The 22,512-nt window shown below is 58.7% G+C and carries 23 protein-coding genes; 17 read left to right on the top strand and 6 right to left on the bottom strand.

Annotation, left to right across the window (positions count from 1 at the left end):
• Positions 1–8 precede the first annotated feature (8 nt).
• The 11 genes from mdcA to QOY30_RS10520 all read left to right on the top strand — a co-directional run bounded on the left by mdcA (position 9) and on the right by QOY30_RS10520 (position 9,256).
• Positions 9–1,670 (top strand): malonate decarboxylase subunit alpha, encoded by a 1,662-nt coding sequence (mdcA, locus tag QOY30_RS10570; protein WP_283744579.1) that lies wholly within the window; start codon positions 9–11, stop codon positions 1,668–1,670.
• A 14-nt stretch (positions 1,671–1,684) separates the two neighbouring features.
• Positions 1,685–2,002, top strand: coding sequence for a malonate decarboxylase acyl carrier protein (gene mdcC / locus QOY30_RS10565; protein WP_283744578.1), 318 nt, complete (start codon positions 1,685–1,687; stop codon positions 2,000–2,002).
• The gene (locus QOY30_RS10560) at positions 1,999–2,895 is read left to right on the top strand and encodes a biotin-independent malonate decarboxylase subunit beta (protein WP_283744577.1); all 897 of its coding nucleotides are present in this window, start codon (positions 1,999–2,001) and stop codon (positions 2,893–2,895) included. The genes mdcC and QOY30_RS10560 overlap by 4 nt, the downstream gene beginning before the upstream one ends.
• Positions 2,892–3,614, top strand: coding sequence for a biotin-independent malonate decarboxylase subunit gamma (gene mdcE, locus QOY30_RS10555; RefSeq protein WP_283744576.1), 723 nt, complete (start codon positions 2,892–2,894; stop codon positions 3,612–3,614). Before QOY30_RS10560 ends, mdcE begins: the two co-directional genes overlap by 4 nt.
• A complete protein-coding gene (gene mdcG / locus QOY30_RS10550; RefSeq protein WP_283744575.1) occupies positions 3,611–4,288 on the top strand; it encodes a malonate decarboxylase holo-[acyl-carrier-protein] synthase in 678 nt (225 codons plus the stop codon). The genes mdcE and mdcG overlap by 4 nt, the downstream gene beginning before the upstream one ends.
• A gap of 1 nt (position 4,289) precedes the next feature.
• Positions 4,290–5,177 (top strand): triphosphoribosyl-dephospho-CoA synthase MdcB, encoded by an 888-nt coding sequence (gene mdcB / locus QOY30_RS10545; RefSeq protein ID WP_283744574.1) that lies wholly within the window; start codon positions 4,290–4,292, stop codon positions 5,175–5,177.
• Position 5,178: 1 nt separating this feature from the next.
• Positions 5,179–6,111, top strand: a complete 933-nt coding sequence (locus QOY30_RS10540; RefSeq protein ID WP_283744573.1) for an ACP S-malonyltransferase — start codon at positions 5,179–5,181, stop codon at positions 6,109–6,111.
• A gap of 67 nt (positions 6,112–6,178) precedes the next feature.
• Complete coding sequence (locus tag QOY30_RS10535) at positions 6,179–6,985, top strand: sulfite exporter TauE/SafE family protein (protein ID WP_283744572.1); 807 nt, start codon at positions 6,179–6,181, stop codon at positions 6,983–6,985.
• 18 nt (positions 6,986–7,003) lie between these two features.
• Entirely contained in the window at positions 7,004–7,264 is a 261-nt protein-coding gene (locus QOY30_RS10530) for a hypothetical protein (protein ID WP_283744571.1), read from the top strand.
• A 100-nt stretch (positions 7,265–7,364) separates the two neighbouring features.
• Complete coding sequence (locus tag QOY30_RS10525) at positions 7,365–8,252, top strand: ABC transporter ATP-binding protein (RefSeq protein ID WP_283744570.1); 888 nt, start codon at positions 7,365–7,367, stop codon at positions 8,250–8,252.
• Positions 8,249–9,256: an ABC transporter permease gene (locus QOY30_RS10520; RefSeq protein ID WP_283744569.1), complete on the top strand. Its 1,008-nt coding sequence runs from the start codon at positions 8,249–8,251 to the stop codon at positions 9,254–9,256. Before QOY30_RS10525 ends, QOY30_RS10520 begins: the two co-directional genes overlap by 4 nt.
• A 44-nt stretch (positions 9,257–9,300) precedes the next feature.
• Here QOY30_RS10520 and QOY30_RS10515 read toward each other — a convergent pair whose 3' ends face one another.
• Together QOY30_RS10515 and QOY30_RS10510 are read right to left on the bottom strand one after the other, a co-directional pair.
• The gene (locus QOY30_RS10515; protein WP_283744568.1) at positions 9,301–9,651 is read right to left on the bottom strand and encodes a c-type cytochrome; all 351 of its coding nucleotides are present in this window, start codon (positions 9,649–9,651) and stop codon (positions 9,301–9,303) included.
• Positions 9,652–10,188: 537 nt separating this feature from the next.
• Positions 10,189–11,862, bottom strand: coding sequence for a methyl-accepting chemotaxis protein (locus QOY30_RS10510; RefSeq protein ID WP_283744567.1), 1,674 nt, complete (start codon positions 11,860–11,862; stop codon positions 10,189–10,191).
• 405 nt (positions 11,863–12,267) lie between these two features.
• On the opposite strand from QOY30_RS10510, the gene QOY30_RS10505 reads away from it, so the two are divergent.
• Positions 12,268–13,077, top strand: a complete 810-nt coding sequence (locus QOY30_RS10505; protein WP_283744566.1) for a hypothetical protein — start codon at positions 12,268–12,270, stop codon at positions 13,075–13,077.
• A gap of 2 nt (positions 13,078–13,079) precedes the next feature.
• Here QOY30_RS10505 and QOY30_RS10500 read toward each other — a convergent pair whose 3' ends face one another.
• The 3 genes from QOY30_RS10500 to QOY30_RS10490 form a co-directional block, all read right to left on the bottom strand.
• The gene (locus tag QOY30_RS10500) at positions 13,080–13,805 is read right to left on the bottom strand and encodes a pseudouridine synthase (RefSeq protein ID WP_283744565.1); all 726 of its coding nucleotides are present in this window, start codon (positions 13,803–13,805) and stop codon (positions 13,080–13,082) included.
• 13 nt (positions 13,806–13,818) lie between these two features.
• A complete protein-coding gene (locus tag QOY30_RS10495; protein ID WP_283744564.1) occupies positions 13,819–14,415 on the bottom strand; it encodes a malonic semialdehyde reductase in 597 nt (198 codons plus the stop codon).
• 64 nt (positions 14,416–14,479) lie between these two features.
• Complete coding sequence (locus tag QOY30_RS10490) at positions 14,480–15,799, bottom strand: MFS transporter (protein WP_283744563.1); 1,320 nt, start codon at positions 15,797–15,799, stop codon at positions 14,480–14,482.
• Positions 15,800–15,916: 117 nt separating this feature from the next.
• On the opposite strand from QOY30_RS10490, the gene QOY30_RS10485 reads away from it, so the two are divergent.
• Both QOY30_RS10485 and QOY30_RS10480 read left to right on the top strand, forming a co-directional pair.
• On the top strand, positions 15,917–17,707 hold the full coding sequence (locus QOY30_RS10485; protein ID WP_283744562.1) for an N-acetylglutaminylglutamine amidotransferase: 1,791 nt from the start codon (positions 15,917–15,919) through the stop codon (positions 17,705–17,707).
• A 235-nt stretch (positions 17,708–17,942) separates the two neighbouring features.
• Entirely contained in the window at positions 17,943–18,818 is an 876-nt protein-coding gene (locus QOY30_RS10480; protein ID WP_283744561.1) for a DMT family transporter, read from the top strand.
• A 72-nt stretch (positions 18,819–18,890) separates the two neighbouring features.
• Here QOY30_RS10480 and QOY30_RS10475 read toward each other — a convergent pair whose 3' ends face one another.
• Positions 18,891–19,280 (bottom strand): hypothetical protein, encoded by a 390-nt coding sequence (locus QOY30_RS10475; protein ID WP_283744560.1) that lies wholly within the window; start codon positions 19,278–19,280, stop codon positions 18,891–18,893.
• Positions 19,281–19,499: 219 nt separating this feature from the next.
• Between QOY30_RS10475 and QOY30_RS10470 the strand changes: the two genes are divergently transcribed.
• The 3 genes from QOY30_RS10470 (at position 19,500) to QOY30_RS10460 (ending at position 22,507) form a co-directional block, all read left to right on the top strand.
• Complete coding sequence (locus QOY30_RS10470) at positions 19,500–19,772, top strand: hypothetical protein (RefSeq protein ID WP_283744559.1); 273 nt, start codon at positions 19,500–19,502, stop codon at positions 19,770–19,772.
• 62 nt (positions 19,773–19,834) lie between these two features.
• The gene (mnmC, locus tag QOY30_RS10465) at positions 19,835–21,658 is read left to right on the top strand and encodes a bifunctional tRNA (5-methylaminomethyl-2-thiouridine)(34)-methyltransferase MnmC2/FAD-dependent 5-carboxymethylaminomethyl-2-thiouridine(34) oxidoreductase MnmC1 (RefSeq protein ID WP_283744558.1); all 1,824 of its coding nucleotides are present in this window, start codon (positions 19,835–19,837) and stop codon (positions 21,656–21,658) included.
• A gap of 6 nt (positions 21,659–21,664) precedes the next feature.
• Positions 21,665–22,507: a class I SAM-dependent methyltransferase gene (locus QOY30_RS10460; RefSeq protein ID WP_283744557.1), complete on the top strand. Its 843-nt coding sequence runs from the start codon at positions 21,665–21,667 to the stop codon at positions 22,505–22,507.
• Positions 22,508–22,512: the final 5 nt, after the last annotated feature.

The following is a 22,512-nucleotide window of genomic DNA, read 5'->3' as shown; positions in this document are numbered from 1 at the left end:
AAAACATCATGAACGCGCCGGACACTTCCGCGAAGCGCTGGGACAATCTGGCGCGCAACCGTGCCGCACGCCTTGCCAGAGCGGGGCGCCTGGCTTCCGGTTGCATCGTGCCAGCAGAGCAAATCGTGCAATTGCTTGAGGCCGTGATCGAACCGGGAGACCGCGTCTGCATCGAGGGCAACAACCAGAAACAGGCGGACTTCCTTGCGCGCAGCCTGATCAAGACCGATCCTATGCAGCTGCGCGACCTGCACCTGGTGCAGTCGGTGCTGGCACTGCCCGAGCATATCGACCTGATCGAACGGGGGCAGGTGAGCCGCATCGACTTCTCTTTCTCCGGCCCGCAGGCCGCGCGCCTGGCACGCCTGGTGGAAAGCAGGAAGATCGCGATCGGTGCGATCCATACTTATCTCGAATTGTTCGCGCGCTATTTCGTCGATCTGACGCCGCGGGTCGCGCTGATTGCGGCGCAGGCAGCCGACCGCGAGGGCAACCTCTATACGGGGCCCAATACCGAGGACACGCCGGCCATCGTCGAGGCGACGGCCTTCAAGGGCGGGATCGTTATCGCCCAGGTCAACGAGATCGTGGACAAGTTGCCGCGCGTGGACATCCCCTCCGACTGGGTGGACTTCGTCGTCAAGGCGCCGACGCCGCATTACATCGAGCCATTGTTCACCCGCGATCCGGCGCAGATCACCGAGATCCAGGTGCTGATGGGCATGATCGCGATCAAGGGACTGTATGCCGAATACGGCATCAAGCGCCTCAATCACGGCATCGGTTTCGATACCGCGGCGATCGAATTGCTGCTCCCGACTTACGCTGCAGACCTGGGGCTCAAAGGGAAGATATGCACCCACTGGGCGCTGAACCCACATCCGACGCTGATCCCCGCGATCGAAGCCGGCTTCGTCGAATCGGTGCATTCCTTCGGTTCCGAGGTCGGCATGGAGCGCTACACCGCCGCGCGATCCGATATTTTCTTTACCGGGGCGGACGGTTCGATGCGCTCCAACCGTGCCTTCTGCCAGGCCGCCGGTCATTACGCCTGCGACCTGTTCATCGGCTCGACCCTGCAGATCGACCTGCAGGGCAACAGCTCGACCGCGACCAAGGGACGCATCGCCGGATTCGGCGGGGCGCCCAACATGGGCGCCGATGCGCGCGGACGCCGCCATGCCTCGCCAGCCTGGTTGCGTGCCGGACGTGAAGGACGCGGCGACATCGCGATGCCGCGCGGACAGAAACTGGTCGTGCAGATCGTGGAGACGTTCCGCGAGCATATGGAACCGGCATTCGTCGAGCGCCTCGACGCCTGGGATCTTGCAGCGACGGCGAACATGGAACTGCCGCCAGTGATGATCTACGGCGAGGACATGACCCACATCATCACCGAGGAGGGCATTGCCAACCTGCTGCTGTGCCGGACGCCACAGGAGCGCGAACAGGCCATCCGCGGCGTGGCGGGCTACACGCCGGTCGGCATGGCGCGCGACCTGCGCATGGTGGAGAACCTGCGCGACCGCGGCATCATCCGCCGGCCGGAAGATATGGGTATCCGAAAGAGCGACGCGACGCGCGACTTGCTTGCCGCGCGCAGCGTCAAGGATCTGGTGTATGCCTCCGGCGGCCTGTACGACCCGCCCAGGCAATTCCGTAACTGGTGACAGGACAACAGACCATGGAACAATTCACGCTCACGCTGCCGTCAGCCGCGATTCCGCAAAACGTCACCAGTGCCACGCTATGCGGTGTCGTCTCTTCGGGCAATCTGGAGATACTGGTCGAACCGGCCGCGACTTCCGATGCCTGCCGGATCGTGGTCAATACCTCGGCGCACGGCTTTCGCGATATCTGGGAAGCGGTGCTGAAGGACTTCGCCCGCCGCCATAGTGTCGGCGGTCTCAGCCTGTCCATCAACGATGCGGGCGCCACGCCGGCGGTAGTCAGCCTGCGTCTCGACCAGGCCTTTGAAACATGTCGCGGAGAGCTCGCATGAACGGCCTGCAGATCAGCTATTTTGAGGCTTCCGCGCGAAAGCGCCTGAGCGGTTTGGTCGATGCCGGTTCCCTGGTCGAGTTCTGTCCTCCGGAAATGAGGCAGACCAGTCCGCATCTGGCGCTGCTGGACGCGCCGCTCGCGTTCGACGATGGCGTGGTGGTCGGCCGTGCCATGCTGGCGGGGCACAAGGTGCTGGTCGCGGCTCAGGAAGGGCGCTTCAACGGCGGTGCGGTAGGCGAGGTGCATGGTGCGAAGATACGCGGCCTGCTCGACCGTGCGCTGAGCGAACGTCCGGCTGCGGTGCTGCTGTTGATCGATTCGGGCGGTGTGCGCCTGCACGAAGCCAACGCAGGGCTGATCGCCATCTCGGAGATCATGCGCGCCGTGTTGCGCGTCCAGGCTACGGGCATTCCGGTGTTCGCGCTTGTCGGCGGATCCTGCGGCGCATTCGGCGGCATGGGCATCGTCACCCGCTTATGCACGGAAGTGGTCATGTCGGAACAGGGCAGGCTCGGCCTGTCAGGGCCCGAAGTGATCGAAACGGTCAAAGGCGTGGAGGAGTTCGATTCGCGCGACCGTGCATTGGTGTGGCGCATCACCGGCGGCAAGTTGCGCCGCACACTGGGCGAAGCGACGCTGCTGGTCGACGACCTGATCCCGGCATTCCGTACTGCTGCTGCCAACCTGATCGAACGCTATCTGGCGCACCCGCTTGTGCCTGCCGATCTCGATGAACTGCTTGGGGCACAGGGAGAATTGACTGAACGCAGCGCACGATTTGCCGCTGCGCGTGATGGACGGGAGATTTGGGCGAGCATCTTCGCCGAGGCATCCCGTGTTCCAGAAATGACCGTTGCAGAATTCAATATCCAACTTGGAGAAGCCGCATGAACGGGGAGACGATGTTCGACCGCCTGTTCGGGGCGGGCGCTCACGCACTGACGACCGAAGGACTCTTCCTGTGCGGAACGGCCAGGATCGGCGCGCAGGATGTGGCTGTGATCGGTACCCGCGACCATGCCGCCATCGACGGGACGATCGCTCTGCGGATCGCGGAAGCGGTCCTGCATGTGGTGCGCGACGATGCCGCCGGCGGCAAACCGCCGCGTCCCATCGTATTCATTGCGGACACCCAGGGCCAGGCGCTGTCGCGGCACGAGGAACTGCTCGGGCTCAATGGCTATTTTGCGCATATCGTGCGCTGCGTCGATCTGGCGCGCAGGCGGGGACACCGCCTGCTGACCGTGATCAGCGGCGAGGCGGTCAGCGGAGGCTTCCTTGCCTACGGCATGATGGCCGATCGCATCTGCGCTCTGCCGAAATCCCAGGTGCGTGTGATGGACCTGCGCGCGATGTCACGCGTCACCAAGATCAGCCTCGAACGGCTTGAGGAACTCGCGAAACAGTCGCCCGTCTTCGCCCCCGGCGCCGAGAATTACTGGCGCATGGGCGGCATCCACGAGCTATGGTCGGAGGATGACGATTGGTCCGAACGCCTGTCCGCCGCACTTGGCAAGGCAGCAAGCCCGGATGAACGCGCCGCGATCGGGCTTGAGCGCGGGGGGCGCTTGGTTGCCGCGCCGACGGCACAGCTCGTGGCGAACCCGTGAACACTTTCAGCCTCCATCGTCACGATCTGGTCTGGCTCGACCCGACGATCGATGCGGGCCTGTTTGCAGCCGCCGGTCAGCGCGACCTGGCACGCGACTGGGTGCATCGGGCTTTTCCGCTGGTCGTTGCCCGCCAATCCGGTAACCTCATGCAGGAAGCAGGGCAGATCATGCTGGGATTCACGCTGCCGTCCGCGCCGATGCGTACGCGTGTCCTGCTCCGCGCAGATCGCAAGGCGATCATCCGCCACTCGCGTCCGTTGCCGCTGTCGGAAGCGCTGCAGCATGCACCGGCCGCATGGCGAGCCGGACTGGATAGCCTCCATACACTGCTTGAGAGAACCGGGACGGAAGCGCGCGTATACGGTTCGCTGTCGTCCGAGATATTCACCGGCATGCGGTATCTCGACGAGGCCAGCGATCTCGACCTGCTGCTGGAATGCGGCGCAACCACAAAGCTACGCGAACTGCTTGCCGGGCTGGAGGATTTTTCGCCGGAGGTGCTGCGCATCGATGGCGAGGTATTGTCAGCGTCTGGATGGGCGGTTGCCTGGCGAGAGCTGGCGTCAGCTGTGCGTGCCGGCACGCAGCGGCAAGTGCTCGCCAAGTCCGATCGTGAAGCCTGTCTGATCGCGGTCGACGAGTTCACCCAACCGATTCTGCTTCCCGCCTGAGATGGAAACTGCAATCAGTCATCCGGCCGGAAACGTGGAAGATTCCGGCAACCTCGACGAAGAATATTCTCGTCTCGACCGTCTGTGCCTGGAGGCGCTCCGGCATGAGGTGATGGCCTGGCCCAAGCCCGGCCTGGTTTCGCCGGTCGACTCGGGCAGCCACAACGACATGCACCTGGGTACCTTCTTCGCGAGCATGGATGCGCTGCAGGGCAGCTTTGCCGAACTCGCCCGGGCGGGCGAGACCGGATCATCTTTCCCCGTGCTGCAGGCGATTGGTATGGAAGCAGAACGCAAGATGCTTTGCGCCACCGGCGGTATCAATACGCATCGTGGCGCGATCTTCAACCTGGGTCTGCTCGCGGCGGCGGCGGCGCGGCGCATGGCGGATGAGACACTGGCGGGGCTGGAATGCGGCGCTGTCGTGACCAAGGCGTGGGGCGCAGGGATTCTCGCAGGCCGCAAGGAATCGCCTGCCTCGCACGGCAACCATGTGTTCCGGAGATTCGCGGCCGGCGGCGCGCGCGTGGAAGCGGCTGCGGGTTTCCCGACCGTCTACAGCATCGGCCTGCCGGTGTTGCGCCGCCTTCTGCAGGCGGGACATGACCGCGAGACGGCGCTGATAGGCACACTGATGACCTTGATGGAATACCTGCCCGACACCAATGTGCTTTGGCGCGACGGGGAAAGCGGCCTCGATTTCGTGCGCGGCTCGGCCGCCGACTTCAACCGCTCGGGCGGAGTGGATACGCCGGGCTGGCGGGCACGATTGCTGGTCCTTCATCGTGCTTTAATTGCACGCAATCTGAGCCCGGGAGGAAGTGCCGATCTGGTGGCAGCGACCTGGGTGGTGCATCAGCTCGAAACCTTGCATTCGCTTTGCAATTGATATGCGGCTCGCCATATTGTGCTCGGGACAGGCAGGGCAGCATCGCAACATGCTGGACGAGTTGCTGGTCGCTACCGAATGCGAATCCGTCCGCCGGGCGGCAAGCGAAGTGCTGGGGCAGGATGTCGCGCAATGGTGGGGCGAACTCGATGACAGCGAAATATTCCTCAATTCGAATGCGCAATTCGCCATCGCCTATTACCAGGTTGCGACCTGGGCTCGGATCGCCGCGCAATTGCCGGAAGCAGCCCTGGTCGCGGGTTATTCGCTGGGAGAATTGATCGCCTATCATGTTGCCGGAGCGCTGACAGCAACTGAGACTTTCAGGCTGGTGCGAGAGCGGGCGCGCCTGATGGATGAGGCTGCGGCCAGTGTCGATAGAGATGGCGGCTGCATGGTGTTGTGGCGCGGCAGGGTTTCTCCCGCCGCATTGGCCGCACGCGATCGCGCAGTCGCTGAATACGGCCTGGATGTTGCCATCAAACGTCGGCATGGCGAAGAAGTCCTTGCCGGACCGGGAAACTCGATTGCAAGTTTTGTCAGCGATCTGCAAGCGATGAATCCGGGCCTGGTGCGCTTGCCCGTTACAGTTCCAGCTCACAGCCATTATCTCGCGCGGGCTGCCTCTGCGTTCCGCGATATCCTGGCTGCAAGTGCTATTGCGGCGCCGAGGATCACCGTGCTGGGTGCGGTCAATGCGATGCCTGTCCGTTCGCGCGAAGCGGCGATCGATGCGCTGTCGCGGCAGATTGCAACGACTATCCGATGGGACAGTTGCATGGAGGCACTGGCGGAATCCGGTATCGATAGAGTGATCGAACTCGGACCGGGAAACGATCTGTCCAAACTGGTCGGGGCGGAACACCCGCAGATCGCGGCACATGCCGTCGGGGATTTCGGCGATTACAGGGTACTGGCGGATTGGCTGCATTAGGGAGCCGGAACATTGTTTTTAAACCGCGGGCGAACTGTGCAGGTTCCTCCGCAACGGGAGTCAGTCGATGATCAGCTGGGAATTCATTCTGCTTTATATTGCGGCCGGCAGCATTGCCGGATTTTTGGCCGGGCTGTTGGGAGTTGGAGGCGGGGTCGTGATCATACCCATCCTGATGTTCATCTTTGCAGCCCAGCATTTTCCGGCCGACCATATGATCCATATCGCGGTCGGCACGTCGCTGGCCAGCATCATGTTTACATCAGTGTCCAGTTTGCGTGTTCACCACGAGCATAAAGCAGTCAACTGGGGCATCGTGAAAAGCATCACGCCGGGCATCCTGCTGGGCACGCTGATTGGCACGTTCATTGCCGCGAAAATTCCCGCGGGTCTGCTCAAGGCTTTCTTTATCGTGTTCCTGTTCTACGTGGCAACGCAGTTGCTGCTCAACATCAGGCCCAAGCCGGCGCGCCAGCTTCCGGGTACCGGCGGCATGATCGCGGCGGGCGGGTTCATTGGTTTTGTCTCAAGCTTTGTGGGTATCGGCGGCGGTGCCATGTCCGTACCCTTCATGACCTGGAGCAACGTCAAGATGCACAACGCCATCGGCACTTCGGCCGCGATAGGATTTCCCATCGCGGTTGCCGGAACCGTCGGCTATGTGCTGAACGGCTGGTCTGCCAGTGACCTGCCGGACTGGTGCTTTGGCTTTGTTCATCTTCCTTCCCTGGCCGGTCTCGTGGTGGCCAGCGTGCTGCTCGCCCCGTTTGGGGCCAGGGCTGCCCACAAGCTGCCGGTGGAAACGCTCAAGAAGATCTTCGCTGCCTTTCTTTACATTATCGGCATCAAGATGCTGTTCGGTACATTGCAGTAGATATTCATCGGAGGAGCGATGGGCAGGAGAATCGATTATATTGAAATGGCCGCAACAGAATATTTGCAGGAGACTGGAAAGTCTGAGCTGGATTCGCTCTGGATCGCGGAATTTTTCCAGGATTATGGCGAGCTGAATGATTTCCCAAGGCATAATCTGGTCGATTTTTATGCATTGGTGCAGAAAGCGCTGACCATCAAAATCGAGAAGGCTGAAAAACTGGCACGTTTGCAACAGGATAAATCCAACCGCTCTGCGAAGATACAGCGAAAACCTTGATTTACAATCTTGTTCGAAGCGGGCTTCAGTCGTTGTAAAGTGCGGGGCTGATTAACGCATTTCTGGCGCCAACAGCCGCTACTACACAGATTGCTCACACATGACATCTCCAATAATCACTGCCGCAAACCTGGTCAAGCAATACCCCGGCGTTCGGGCCGTTGACGGTATCAATCTGTCGATTCCCAGGGGGATTTGCTTCGGACTGCTAGGTCCCAACGGAGCAGGCAAGACCACGACCATCGAGATACTGGAAGGTATTCATTCCCCGACAAGCGGTTCGGTGCTATACAAGGGTGAGCCGCTGGGAGCTCGCTATCGCGAAGAGGTGGGCATCCAGTTCCAGCACACTGCGTTGCAGGAGTTTCTGACCGTACGTGAAACGCTGGAGTTGTTTGAACAACTCTATCAGCAAACCATGCCCATACCGGAGTTGGTCGAGCTGTGTTCGCTGGCGGATATTCTGGAGCGCGATACGCGCAAGATTTCCGGCGGTCAGCGCCAGCGTTTGTTGCTTGCTTTGGCGCTGATCAACGATCCGGACTTGATCTTCCTGGATGAACCCACGACTGGACTGGATCCGCAGGCCAGACGCAATTTCTGGGACCTGGTCAAGCTGGTCAAGTCCCGCGCGAAGACCATCGTGTTGACCACGCACTATATGGAAGAGGCGTATGCACTGTGCGACGAGATCGCCATCATGGACAAGGGACGGATCGTCTCCCAGGGCACTCCGGCACAGTTGCTGTCCGAGCATTTCGGCGATGTGGTGTTGCAAATACCCAATGATGATTCGGTTGGCAGACTCGCAGAACTTGGACTGAATGCGGTACAGGCGGGAGATCTGCTGGAAATCAGGACCAATCGCCTGCACCATACCCTGCAGCAGTTGATGGAAAATGGCATTAATCTGGATCGCTTGCGCATTCGCGCCTGGACCCTGGAAGATCTGTTTATCAATGTGACCGGAAAGAAGCTGAACCCATGAAAAAATTCCTGGCCGTATTGCATGCCCGTAACATGGAGTTTCTGCGCGATCGCTCGGCTTTGGCATGGAATCTCGCGATGCCGTTTTTGCTGGTGATCGGTCTGGCATTCACATTTTCCAGCAGCAACAAGGAAATCTACAAGATCGGCATCGTTGGAGGTAACGAAAAGTTGCACAGCATTGCTCCCGCACTGCAATCGACCAAACACATCCAGTTCATCCCGTACGATGACCTCGACACGGCCATTGGCAAGGTGAAACACCATCAAATGGATATGCTGATCGATGTCAGCGGTGCGCCGAAATACTGGATCAATTCAAGTTCGCCCAATGGTTACCTGCTGGAGCGCATCATATGGGGGACAGAGGGGAACCGGTTCGAGCGGCAGATTGTTGAAGGGGCAGAGATACGCTATGTCGACTGGTTCCTGCCCGGCATTCTCGGCATGAACATGATGTTTGCCTGCCTGTTTGGCGTCGGTTTTGTGATCGTGCGCTACCGCAAAAATGGTTTCCTCAAGCGACTGAAGGCGACGCCGCTGGGCGCTTTCCAATTTTTGTTTGCACAACTGGTCTCGCGTTTGCTGTTGATCATGGTGATCACCACGATTGTGTATACCGGCTGCAATCTCTTCATTGGATTCAATATGCAGGGATCCTATTGGACGCTGTTGTTCGTGACAACTTTGGGTGCAATGAGCATGATCTCCATCGGTTTACTCATCGCGGCACATACTGCCAGCGAGGAACTGGCAGGCGGCATGCTCAATATCGTGACCTGGCCGATGATGTTGCTGTCGGGCGCGTGGTTTTCACTGGAAGGCGCACAAGTCTGGGTACAAAAGCTGGCGCTGATCTTTCCGCTGACCCATGTGATCTCGGCTGCACGCGCCATCATGAACGAAGGCGCTACCCTGTCCCAGGTGATGCCTCATGTCTGGGTGCTCGCACTGACAAGCGTGATTTTTATCGCGATCGGCGCGTATGTATTCAAATGGGAATGACTTGCACGCAACGATCGGATAGCCCGATAAATTGCAGGCTGTTCCTACTTCGCCAGACTTAATACAAACTGGACCAGTTCCCTGATGTCGGCATCTTTCACCGCTGGAGCGTTGCCGGGCATGGGTACCGAGCCCCAGTTGCCCGAGCCTCCTCTGGAAACTTTCATGATCAATCCTTCCTGCAGGGGATATTCATTTCCCTTGTAGGTATAAGTGGTCGCGTTCCTGTATTTTTTTGAAACATCCATCCAGGCCGGCCCGACAATCTTTTTGTCGACCGAGTGACAAGCCACGCAGTTGTTCTTTTTGGCCAGAGGAGGCATGTCGGTCGCCATTGCGTTGGCTGCAATTGCCATTCCTGCTGCGGTCATGCTGGCGATGATGACGGATTTCATCTTTCCCCCTTTTTATTTTGAATATTAACGTTATTTTTATGTTCCCCGGGCCGATCTAGCGTCCCCGTTAACCGGTGAAGTTCCCATAGGCAGGTAAGGAAGTCAAGCAGGATACGCCGCCATATCTGGTGCGGGACTACATGTGAATCTCAGGCTTGTTATCCAGCATGAAGCCACTTTTAAATAGGGCTATAAAACTGGTGGACCTATAAGGCGGTCAAGGCCGATATCCAACCGGAAATCTGTTGCCACTTCGTTGGCCACGATGTTCGGGCTGGTCATGGTGCTGTCTCCAGCAAGATTGACAGGTTCGATCCGGTGAAAATATGTGGGATCACAAATTAGCGTTTCTATGCGTCATGGCGCCGATCGTTACTGATACGGTTCTCAATAATCGAAAATCCGGGTTGAAGGCAATCAGCTCCACGATGCAATGAGTGGAGAAATATCACGTTGCCGGAGCACGGGTTTCGGGTCGATATTTGCCCAAGTGCTTCTGATTCACGCACACAAACAGTTACTCTGGATCGCGCCGACTCAGGCCTTGTATCCGATGCGGAACCCGCCCCATTGCTTTCCGCGTACGAAGATCGGGCTCGATATGTCGTGTACTACCTCTCCGGTGTCGCGGCGGTAGGTCTGGATCAGGAAGGGCCGGTTGTGGTTGCCGCAACGTTTGCCGACGGGGTCATTAAAGATGCGTTTGCTGCGGGAGTGCAGCGTGTCCTTCTTGATGTCACCCGTTGGCTCCGCCGAGAATTTTCTGTTGTGCGTCGGGAAGTATCCGTTCCTGTCGACAGCGCCGGCATACACGAATTCCGGGTATTGCTGGAGCAGCGGCTCCTGAATAGAGGGAAACAGATCGTCGGTCAGTTTGTCGAAGCGCGTATGGAACTTTGGCGGCTCAACATTGGGAATTCGCTGGTAGTTTTCATCGAACAGATCGGCTTCGCTGATCCGTCCAGATGCAATTGCCTGTTCCAGTGCCTTTTCAATGGCGTGTGCAGCAGCCTGGACCACCTCGGGAGCCTTGCCATGGGTCTCCAGTCCTTTGATACCTGATTCTCCCATTTTGAACACGTTGTCGAGTTCTTTCAGGTTGACTGCCAGATGGTCGAGATGGGTGGCTTGTTCCATCATTTTCACTACGATGCCGGAGTTGCTTTCGACCAGTTGCAGGATGTTGTGCATTTTCTTCCCGACGAGTTCGCTGGCTACGGTCTGCTCGGTAATCGCCGTGGCGATGGAAGCAGACTCATCCAGCATGACTTGGGAGCTGTGGTTGATTTGGGTCAGTGCTTCCGCTGCCTGGCGTGCCAGAGCGGCACCATCGCGAGAAAGAACTGTGCCGGACTGGACTTTGCTGATTGTCGCAGTTGTTTCCGTCTTTATGCTGGAAGTCACCGAAGCAATCTCCCTGGTGGCGGTCGAAGTCCGTTCCGCGAGTTTACGTACCTCGTCTGCAACGACAGCAAAACCGCGACCGTATTCCCCCGCGCGGGCGGCTTCGATGGCGGCATTCAGTGCCAGGAGATTGGTTTGTTCGGCAATGTCGTTGATGGAACTTGCGATGCCGTTGATGAGTTGGGTGCGCTCGCCCAGATGGTTGATCGAGATAGCCGAGTCTTCGAATGCCTGGGCAATGCGCTCGATTTCACTGGCTGCATTCTGGGCGATCCTGGCACCGTTGCTGGAAAGTTCGCGCGATTCGCGCGCATTGTCTGCAGCCAGACGGGCGCTTTCTGCAATGCTCTGGATGTTGCCTATCATTTCTTCAATGGCCTGACTGGCCGCTTCCGCAGCATCCTCCTGGGTTTGCGATCCGGTTGTTACCTGGCGCGCCATGCCTTCCAGAGACTGGGCAGAAGCAGCCACCTGATTGGAATTGAACATTACTTTTCCGACTATGCTCTGGAAATTATCCAGCAACTCATTGAATGTTTTTGCAGTGCTCTCCGTCACTTCGTTGGGGGCAGACAGGCGCAGTGCCAGGTTTCCTTCCATTTTGACTGTCTGGATGGTGGTGCGCAGTTTATCCAGCGGAGCAAACAGGCTGAACCTGATTACCGCGTATAACACCGCCAGCGAGATTGTCGCCACGCCAATGCAGACTGCCCATCCCAGAATGGACGGCCCCAGATTCATTGCAAGAATGACGATGGCAAGCTGGAACAACAACACCGTTGCCAACAATTTTATTTTGAGCGACATAGATACCTATTTTCCAATAACCGAGTGTGGCCAAAGCAGGTCGGATCGATTGGACTGTTACTGCCAATCACACATCTTAATGAAGCTATCCTACGTCTTTAAGTTATCGGCTGAAACCATGGCATCTTTAATGGGCTTTGCTTGAGAGTGCTGTTTGCTAAACCCTATTTCGGGAATATGCATCCTGTCGGCAATACTTGCCTGGCTGACCTGTATTTCCAATACACGGTAATTGACTAAAATCATCGGGCAAGGTTGAATGCCGCCGCTTCCTGACAGAAACGGGGAGGAAATGACCAATCCAGAACAGATAGGGTTATTTTGCCGAAAAGTGCCAATTAAAGCTGACGATCCGATTTGGGGGGATCGTAGCGACGCCAAATTAGAAAGAAAAGGGGATGGGTCATGAGGGGGAACAAATACGCGGCGATGTTGACTTCGGCGCCGCTACGCAAGATTCTGCTGTCGGGTGTGCTGGCGGTCAGCGTGATGCACTGTAGCTGTGTGCTCGCCGCACCGGATGAGATTCAGGTGTACACAGAGGAGATGGATGATCCCGGTCAGTTCGGCCTGGAACAGCACATCAACTACACCGTCCACGGAACGCAGACACCGGACTATCCGGGGCAGATGACGACCAATCATATTTTGCAGGTCACTCCCGAATTTTCTTATGGCATCACCAAGAATCTGGAAGCGGGTCTGTATATCCCGTTCGCATTTGCGCCGGGAGGCAATGCTTTCCTTAATGCGCTGCGCGTGCGCCTGAAATACATTGCGCCGCGGCAGAGCGACGAGAACATGTTCTACGGCATGAACGTGGAGGTCGGACGCGATACCTTGCGCGTATCGGACAGTATTTCGACCATGGAGATCAGGCCGATCATCGGTTATCGCGATGCGCGGTGGCTGGTAAGCTTCAATCCGATTTTGAATCTGGGGTTGGCCAGCAACGTGAGCCGACTGCCTCAGTTCGAGCCGGCGCTGAAGCTGACGCACCGCGTCGAAGAGGGCGTGCGCGGGGGATTCGAGTATTACGGGACATACGGCGCCCTGAATCAGCCCTTGCCTTCAGATCAACGCGGCCATACGTTGTACGCGGTGACCGATGTCGATATCCGGGGCTTCGTTGCCAACTTTGGCATCGGGCGCGGTTTTGTGAATGCGACGGATCCCTGGGTGGTCAAGGCGATCCTTGAGGTACCGCTCGAATAGCTTCAATCGGGCTGGTCACCTGTCAGCAGTGCCCGCTCTGCTTCTTCCAGGTAGCACCATTCTCCTGCCGCCAATCCCAGGGCATCGAGCTTGAGCCTGCCGATCTCGGAGCGGTGCAATGCCGCGCAGTGGTTGCCTGCGGCAGCCAGCATGCGTTTCACCTGATGGTACTTACCCTGTTCCAGCACGATCTCCAGCTTATGCGTGTCCAGTATTTTGCAGACGACTGCGGCCAGCGGGGCCGGCTCATCATGCAGCTTTACGCCATCCAATAGCTGCCTGATGAGTTGCGGTGTCACCGGGTCTTGCGTGGTGGCGACATAGACTTTCGGGATATGGCGCTTGGGCGATGACTGCGCATGAATGAAAGAGCCGTCGTCCGACATCAGCAACAAGCCGGTGGTGTCGTGGTCGAGACGACCGACGGGTTGCACGTCGCGCAATGCGAATTGCTCGGGCAGCAGGGAAAGCACGCCGGGGTGATGGCTGGGCTTGCGCGAGCATTCGTAGTCGGCGGGTTTGTTCAGCGCTATGTACACATGCTTGCGATATTTCCACGGTTCGCCGTATACGCTGAATTCGAGGCCGTCGGTTTCAAAGGTCGATTTGCAATCGGCGACAGTGACTCCGGCGATGCTCACGTCGCCATCTTCAATCAGTTCGCGGCACCATTTGCGCGTGCCGAAGCCCTGCGATTGCAGGATGCGGTCTAGAGGAAGTTTGCTCATGCCGACCCGATGTTCAGGCGATGCTGCAGGCTTCGGCAAACTCCAGTCGTGGGCTGCGCGGATAGACGCCTTTGGCATCGCCGTAGCCGAGGTTGCAGAGGAAGTTGGATTTCACATTCGTTCCCGCGAAGAACAGTTGGTCTACCGCAGCGTTGTCGAAGCCGGACATCGGCCCGCAATCGAGTCCCAGTGCACGCGCGGCGAGGATGAGGTAGGCACCTTGCAGCGTGCCGTTGCGGAAAGCCGTGATGTCCGAAAGCGCGGCGTTGCTTTCGAACATGCCGCGTGCGGTCGGGATGGGCGGGAAGAGCTTGGGCAGTTGCTCGTAGAAACGCGTGTCGTAGCCGATGATGGCAGTAACCGGCGCGGCCATGGTCTTGGCGCGGTTGCCTTCCATCAGGGCCGGGTTGAGTTTTTCCTTTGCCGCTCTGGATTTGACGAACACGATGCGCGCCGGACTGCAGTTCATCGAGGTGGGAGCCATGCGCAAAGTCTCATAGAGGCTATGCAACAGTTCGTCCGAAACCGGCTTGTCCTGCCAGGCATTGTGGGTATGTGCTTCGAGAAAAAGCTGATCGAACGCGGCCGGGGTCAATGGTGTGCCTGACATGGTGTACTCCTATGAGAGATTGAGTGGAAGCGACCCGGCTAGTTTAAACGAAAACCACCCGTTTTTACTTGGGCGCGACGTCGGGAAGATTGGGATGCTGGTCGTGCATCACGATGCGCGAGACGAACCAGATCGCCAGCAGGTTCGCGGCCACTGCCACATAACCCACCCATTGATAATGAACGACCCTGCCCGTGCTGTCCTGCGTGATGATGAAACCGCCCAGCGCGGTGGCGAGACCCATTGCGAAGGATTGCACGGTGGCGTTGAGAGACATGAAGGTACCGCGCAGCCGCGGCTGGGCGGACGAGGTGATGATCGCCATCGCCGGAATGAACCGGCCCGAAACCAGAATGAAGAAGGGCGTGGTCGCGACCAGCCACATCCAGAGCGGCGAGGCGCCGATATGCGTCACCACCAGCAGGGGAATCATGGCCGCGACGGCGATCAGGCGATAGACCCGGATCTTGCCGCGCAAATCGGCACAGCGTCCGATGATGCGCGCGGTGAAGAAGGTCGCTGCTCCGCCGGCGAGGTATACGAAGGGAATGTCGTGTTGCGAGATGCCCACGTTGCCCACGGCATATACCGTGATGTAAGGGATGACGGTAAAGCCGGAGAAGATGAGCAGCGCGGAAAATAACAGCGCGCGCAGATGGTTGGCATCGCGCAATACTGCAAACATCGCGCTGAACGGGTGCGCCCGTTTCTCGGCGCTGATGTGATGGCGCAACTCGGGCAGCACGCGGATGCCGACGAATATGAACACCGCGACCAGCGCCGCAATGAAGACGAACGGTGCGCGCCACTGCAGGTGGTTCGCCAGCCACAACGATAGCGGCACGCCGGCAACGGTGGACAGGGAGAAGGCGGTCGATACCGTGCCGCTGGCTCTGGCACGGCGCGCGAAGGGGATGGTGTCGCCTATCATGGTTTGCACCAGCGCACCCATCACACCGCCGAAGGCGCCGGCCAGTCCGCGCGCGGCGATCAGCGTGAGGTAACTGGGGGCGAGGGCACAGGCCAGGGTCGCCAGGCCGAACAGGGCGAATATGGCGAGCAGCAGACGCTTGCGTTCGAAGAGGTCGATAAAGGTGGCGCCGAGGAGGCCGGAGATCGCCGCGCTGAAACTGTACGAGGCGACCAGCAGGCCGAATTCATGGGTGCTGATGCCGAACTCGCGCATCAGGATCGGGCCGAGCGGCATCATGATCATGAAGTCGAGGACGTGGCTGAACTGAATACCTGCGAGGGTAAGCAGGAAATACTTCTCGCGTTGCGGGGTGAGGTGTGTGTGCATCGGCACGATTTTAACAGGCTTCACCCAAATGCTTTGAGGGTAGGCGATAATCCCGCATCCGAACGGACTGGGTTGCAGCGTCATTCCGGAGAATGAACGCCGCAGCAACCTTGTCCGTTCCCCCTCTCCATCTCTCCCCCCAAGAGAGAGAGTGCGATGGAGGCGCTTTGCGACTTTTTAGAAATTGGACAGGAGTTATGCATGTGCGGTATCTGTGGTGAGTTGCGTTTCGATCAATCAGTACCCGATATGGAAGCGCTGAAGCGCATGACCGCGAAACTGGCGCGGCGCGGGCCGGATCACGAAGGGTTCTTCAACGGAGGGGCGTTGGTGTTCGGTCACCGGCGATTGTCCATCATCGATCTGTCCGCACAATCGGACCAGCCGATGGTGGATGACGACCTGAAGCTGGCGCTGGTCTTCAATGGAACGATCTACAACTACAAGGAACTGCGTGCCGAACTGGTCGAGATGGGCTATGACTTTTTCTCCGATGGCGATACCGAGGTGATACTCAAGTCCTACCACGCTTGGGGCGAGCATTGTGTGCAGCGTTTCTACGGCATGTTCGCTTTTGCCCTGTGGGATATGCGCGACAAGTCGTTGTTGCTGGCGCGCGACCGTTTCGGTATCAAACCTATGTACTATGCGCTGGACGGGGCGCGGCTGCGCTTCGCTTCCACCATGCAATCGCTGCTGGCAGGCGGCGGGGTTGATACCAGCATCAATCCGGTTGCGTTGCATCACCACTTCACTTTGCACAGCGTGGTACCCGCGCCGCACACCATGCTGTCCGGCATCAAGAAGCTGCCGCCCGCGCACACGATGAAATTCACCGTGTCCGGCGAGGTGACGCTGCGCCGATACTGGTCACTGGACGCGACACGACCGGCAGTGACCCTTTCCGAACAGGAATGGATCGCCGCAACGCGCACCGTGATGACGCGCGCAGTGGAGCGGCATCGCCTGGCGTCCGATGTGCCGGTGGGTGTGCTGCTGTCGGGAGGGCTGGATTCAAGCCTGCTGGTCGGCATGCTGGCCGACCACGTGGATGACCTGAACACGTTCTCAATAGGCTTCGAGGATGTGGCAGGGGAAACCGCCAACGAGTTCGAGTTCTCGGACTTGATGGCGAAACATTTCGGCACGCGCCATCACCGCTTTTCCATTCCAAACTCGGAAGTACTGGCGCGCCTGCCTGAAGCCATTGCGCAGATGAGCGAACCGATGCCCAGCTACGACGTGACGGCGTTCTATCTGCTCGGCGAAAAGGTGTCCGAGCATGTGAAAGTGGTACTGGCAGGGCAGGGCGCGGACGAGGTGTTCGGCGGCTACTTCTGGTATCCGCGCATGGACGCCGCGAGCGGCACGCCCCTGGAACGTTTTTCGCAGCATTATTTCGACCGCGAGCATGAGGAGTATTTGGCGATGGTCGCCCCGGACTACCATGTGGCGGATGTGACTGCAGCCTGGGTGGCAAGCGAGTTGGCGAAACCGCAGGCGGATGAATTCCTCGATGAGGTATTCCGCCTGGACGTGACCGCGCTGATGGTGGACGACCCGGTGAAGCGTGTGGACAACATGACTATGGCTTGGGGGCTTGAGGCGCGCGTACCTTTCCTGGACCACGAACTGGTGGAGCTGGCGGCGCACATGCCACCGTCGCTCAAGCTCAAGGAGGGCGGCAAATTCCCGCTCAAGGCCATCGCGCGCGGCGTGATCCCGGATGCGGTGATCGACCGGCCCAAGGGCTATTTCCCGGTGCCGGCGTTGAAATATGTACGCGGTGATTTCCTGGAAAAGATGCGTGAGATCCTGAACTCGGAAGCCTGTCTTCGCCGCGGTTTATATCAGCGTGCCTATGTGGAGAAACTGCTGGCCGACCCGGAAGCGCATCTCACCCGCATCCAGGGCAGCAAGCTGTGGCATCTCGCGCTGCTGGAATGGTGGCTGCAGATTAACGTTGACGGCGTTTCGTCCATCCCCGCATAATCCGAGCCATGAACTCCAAACATTCCATTCGTCGCGTCCGAGCCGTCCCCTGCGCATTCATGCGCAAGGCGTGGCATCGCACGCAGAGTGGCCTGGAGAGTTAGTACTTAGCATCTGGTATTCGCTGATTTCATCAGGCCACAGACGAAACTCTGTGGCCTTTTTGTTTTTGGCCGTTTCCCTTCGACAGGCTCAGGGCGAACGGAGCTTTAAGATTTGAGCCGAGGAGAAAATCATGTCGCTGCCAGCAGCATTCGTTACGGTCATTCTGATTTGGTCAACCACGCCGCTCGCCATCAAGTGGAGCGCACTGGGAGTCGGTTTCAGTTTCGCGGTGTTTATGCGCATGGCCATCGGAATGCTGCTATGCGCGGTCTTGCTGGCCGCGTTCCGTGTGCGCGTGCCGCTGCACCGCAAAGCGTTGCAGGCGTATCTCGCGGGCGGGCTGAGCATGTTCGGCGCGATGGCGCTCACATACTGGTCGTCGCAGTTCGTCAGTTCCGGCACGATCGCGGTGCTGTATGGTTTGTCGCCGCTGATCACCAGTCTGGGGGCGATGCTGTGGCTGAAGGAAGAAGCGCTCACACCGAGCAAGTTCGCCGGGATGGTGATGGGGATGCTTGGCCTGTTTCTGGTATTCCGCGGCGGATTGGCGGCAGGTTCGGCTACGGGTCTGGTCGCATTGTTCCTGGCAGTGGTGTCGCAATCTTTTGGCCTTGTGTGGCTCAAGCGCATCGGCGATGACAGCCCGCCGCTGGCAATGACGCTGGGTATCCTGGTGGTGGCGCTGCCGCTGTTCTTTGCTGCGTGGTGGTTTACTGATGGGCGTTTGCCTGCGGCCATACCGGAGCGCGCCGTGGCTGCGACGGTCTATCTCGGCACTTTCGGTTCGGTACTGGGTTTTGCCCTTTATTACTACCTCATCAAGCATATGGAGGCCGGTCGCATCGCGCTCATTACCCTGATCACGCCGGTGATGGCCTTGCTGCTGGGACACGGATTGAATAACGAAGCCGTGCTGCCCCAGGTATGGCTGGGAACGGCGAGCATCGTGTCCGGCTTGTGTCTGCACCGCTGGGGTGAGAGGTGGATGAAGCCGGTGGCTAACTAGGTCGAACCGGTTTGGAGCAGTGAAGCGCCCCGGCATCTTCGTCGGGGCGTTGTGTTTCTGTTGCGAAGCAATCTAATCGCGTTGAGTGATTGGTGCGTAGAAATTCGGGTCGACGCATTGATGCAGATTCCTTTTCAATTCCTGTTGCCCATTTTCTTCGAAATGCAGAAATTCGATCTTGGTCAGAAACTTTCCCTCATTCGCGATGGTGAGGGTAGTGTTGCCGATGATTTTGACAATTTTGTGAGGAGCACCTTTGTTCAGAGACGGGATCATCAATTGCATGGCAATTTTTTTCTGTTCGCAGACAGGGTGGTCGCTTAATAAACTCACGCCATGTGTCGAAATCTGCAGTGCGATGCCCTGATGGACGCTGATATTCTTGTTTTGCTTCCCGCAGTCGCACAGGAAACGCACCCCCCAGTTTGGCAGGCAAGGCAGATGCTCGCGATTCTCTTCCATTTTTGTCTTTGTTCCGTGGTCGACGTTATAGCCGGTTGATGAAGTATCCTTGTAAATAGTAGGGGGGCAATATGCCAAACGGACTAGCCTGTGCATCGAAAGGTATAGATATGGACATATACCCCGACTTTTGAAGGGCTTGGAGGCGGTATAATCGCGGCAGGTAGTGAGCACGTTCGCTATCGAGAATTCATACTAAATTTCTGGAGAATTGAAAACATGCGTAATCTGATCGTTTTTGCTATTGCCTCGCTGTTCGTTGCCAACGCTGCGTTTGCCGCCGATTCAGGCTGCGAAGCCAAAGCCGTCAGCAAGAACGGCAAACCACTGACCGGTGCTGCCAAGTCGGCATTCATGAAGAAATGCGAGAAAGAAGCCGCTCCATCCGCCTCCTCTTGCGAAGCCAAGGCCGTGAGCAAGGATGGCAAGCCGCTGACCGGAGCTGCCAAGGCAGCCTCCATCAAGAAATGCGAAGCAGACGCGAAGAAGTAAGTCGAAATGAACTGAATTAGCGATTTCCGGCGGGTTCATCCCGCCGGAGTCGTTTCGAGACCATGCTCCACTGGAAAGACGGACAGCCTTTTTCTGATCGCTACGGCGATGTGTACTTCTCAATCGATTCGGGACTGGAAGAGACGCGCCACGTGTTTCTGCAAGGCAACCGCCTGGCGGACCGGTTCGCCGCGCTGAAAGCGGGCGAGAACTTCTGCATCGGTGAGACTGGCTTCGGCACGGGGCTGAATTTTCTTTGCGCCTGGCGGTTGTTTGAGCAATGCGCGCCGTCGGGTGCGAGTCTGGATTTTTTCAGCGTCGAGAAGTTTCCGCTGGACGATGATGACCTGCGCGCAGCCCTTGCGCTGTGGCCAGAATTGCACCTGCGTGCCAATGCCTTATGTGAGCGCTGGCGTCGGCGCGTGCCGGGCTGGAATCGCTGGAACTTTGCCGGCGGCCGGGTGCGGCTGACACTGGCTGCGACTGATGTTGATGAAGCATTGCCGCAATTGTCGGCAGGATGTGTGGATGCCTGGTTCCTGGACGGCTTTTCGCCAGCCAGGAACCCCGAGATGTGGAGCGATGCCGTGCTGTCGAACATGGTCCGTGCCTCGTGTGCTGGCGCCACGTTTGCAACCTATACCAGTGCCGGCTGGGTGCGGCGCGGTTTGCAACAGGCCGGATTTGCTGTCGAACGGGTACAGGGCTTCGGGCGCAAACGCCAAATGATGCGTGGAAGCCTGCCGGGAGCGAAGCCTGCCAGCATTCTCCCGTCTTCTGCATTGGTTATCGGTGCCGGGCTTGCCGGCTGCGCTGTGGTCCACGCGCTCGCTCGCCGCGGCATCTCCGTCACTCTCGTCGATCAGGCGCCTATGCTGGCCAGCGCCGCATCCGGCAACCCGCGCGGCATCCTGCATGCGCGTTTCGGTGCAGGCATGGTTCCATTGCATCGCTTTGTGTTGGCGGCTTATGGCCACGCGCTGGCGCTGCTTGATGAGGTGCTGCCGGTAGATGGCGTGACGCGCGCCGAATGCGGCCTGCTGCAACTCGCCACACCCGCTACCGAAGCGCAACGCATCGCCAGACTGGCTACACTGGATTGGCCTTCGCATCTGCTGCAGGCGGTGGATATCGCAAGGGCGTCTGAATTGGCGGGTTTGCAGATGACGCATGGCGGGCTGTGGTTTCCCGCCGGAGGCTGGGTGGTGCCGCCACAGGTCTGCGCACGTTTGGTGCAACATCCGCTTGTCACGCGGCGTCTTGGGTGCGAAGTAGCCGTACTGGAACGCACCGCATCCGGCTGGCGTGCGAGCGGGAATGGATTTTCCATCGATGCGGAGCAAGTCGTGGTTTGCTGCGGCCATCAGGCGCGCGCCCTGAGCCAGTTCTCGGGTTTTCCGCTGCAATCCGTGCGCGGGCAGATCAGCGAACTGCCCGCGACGGCTGCGAGCGAAGCAATGCGTGCCGTGGTATGTGCCGAAGGTTATTGCACCCCCGCCTTGGCAGGAAGGCATGTGGCGGGTGCGACCACCACGTTCGACGACGAGGCGATCGATGTGCGAGAGGCGGATCATGCGGCCAACATCTTGAAGCTCGCCGCGCACATGCCGGGACTGAATCAGGCGCTGGGCAGGCTGGATATGGCCCGGTTGACAGGACGCGCCGGAATACGTTGTTCCGTGCCTGGCGCGACGCCGCTGGTGGGCGAGGTGGAGCCGGGACTGTACTGCAGCCTCGCCCACGGCACGCGCGGCCTGCTCACCGCCGGTATCGCCGGCGAAGTGATTGCCACCGCGATGTGCGGGCAACTGGCACCGTTGCCGCAAAATCTGCTGGATGCGTTGTCGCCGAAACGATTGCGACGAAATGCACTGGATGAGGAATAATGCCGGATGGCCAAAAACACCGCAAAACAGGAATTGAGTGAAATCCGTCCCGGTCAGTCCATCGAGCTGCTGAAGGCGCTGCATATCCTGACGCGCGACGGCAAGATGAACCAGGACTCGCGCCGCAAGCTGAAGCAGGTCTATCACCTGTACCAGTTCATCGAACCTTTGTTGCTTGAAGCGAAGCAGGAACGCGGGGGGCTTACGCTGGTGGATCACGGGGCGGGCAAATCTTATCTCGGGTTCATCCTGTACGACTTGTTCTTCAAGACGCTGAACGATGCATCGCACATCTACGGCATCGAGACGCGCGAGGAACTGGTGAACCATTCGCGTGAGCTGGCCCGGCACCTGGGTTTCGGCGGCATGTCGTTCCTCAACCTGTCGGTGGCGGACTCCATCGTCTCGGACAAACTGCCTGCCAAAGTCGATGTGGTGACGGCGCTGCATGCCTGCGATACCGCGACCGACGATGCGATCAACTTCGCGCTGAAGAAACAGGCGAAGCACATCGTGCTGGTGCCGTGCTGCCAGGCTGAGGTGGCGGCGGTGTTGCGCAAGAACAAAGGCAGGCAACTGGCAAAAGATGCACTGACCGAGCTGTGGCGGCATCCCATCCACACGCGCGAATTTGGCAGCCATCTCACCAACGTGTTGCGTTGCCTGCAACTGGAAGCGCACGGCTACCAGGTGACGGTGACGGAACTGGTGGGCTGGGAGCATTCGATGAAGAACGAGCTTATCATTGCGAGCTACAAAGACCTGCCGCGCAAGCGTGCGGCGGAACGGTTGAACGAGGTGCTGTCCAGCGTGGGCCTGGAAGAGATGCACACAAGATTTTTTATCTAGTCAGA

The sequence above is a fragment of the Sideroxydans sp. CL21 genome (genome assembly GCF_902459525.1).
In the GTDB taxonomy this organism is placed as follows: domain Bacteria; phylum Pseudomonadota; class Gammaproteobacteria; order Burkholderiales; family Gallionellaceae; genus Sideroxyarcus.
This window is presented reverse-complemented; position numbering and strand designations above follow the sequence as displayed.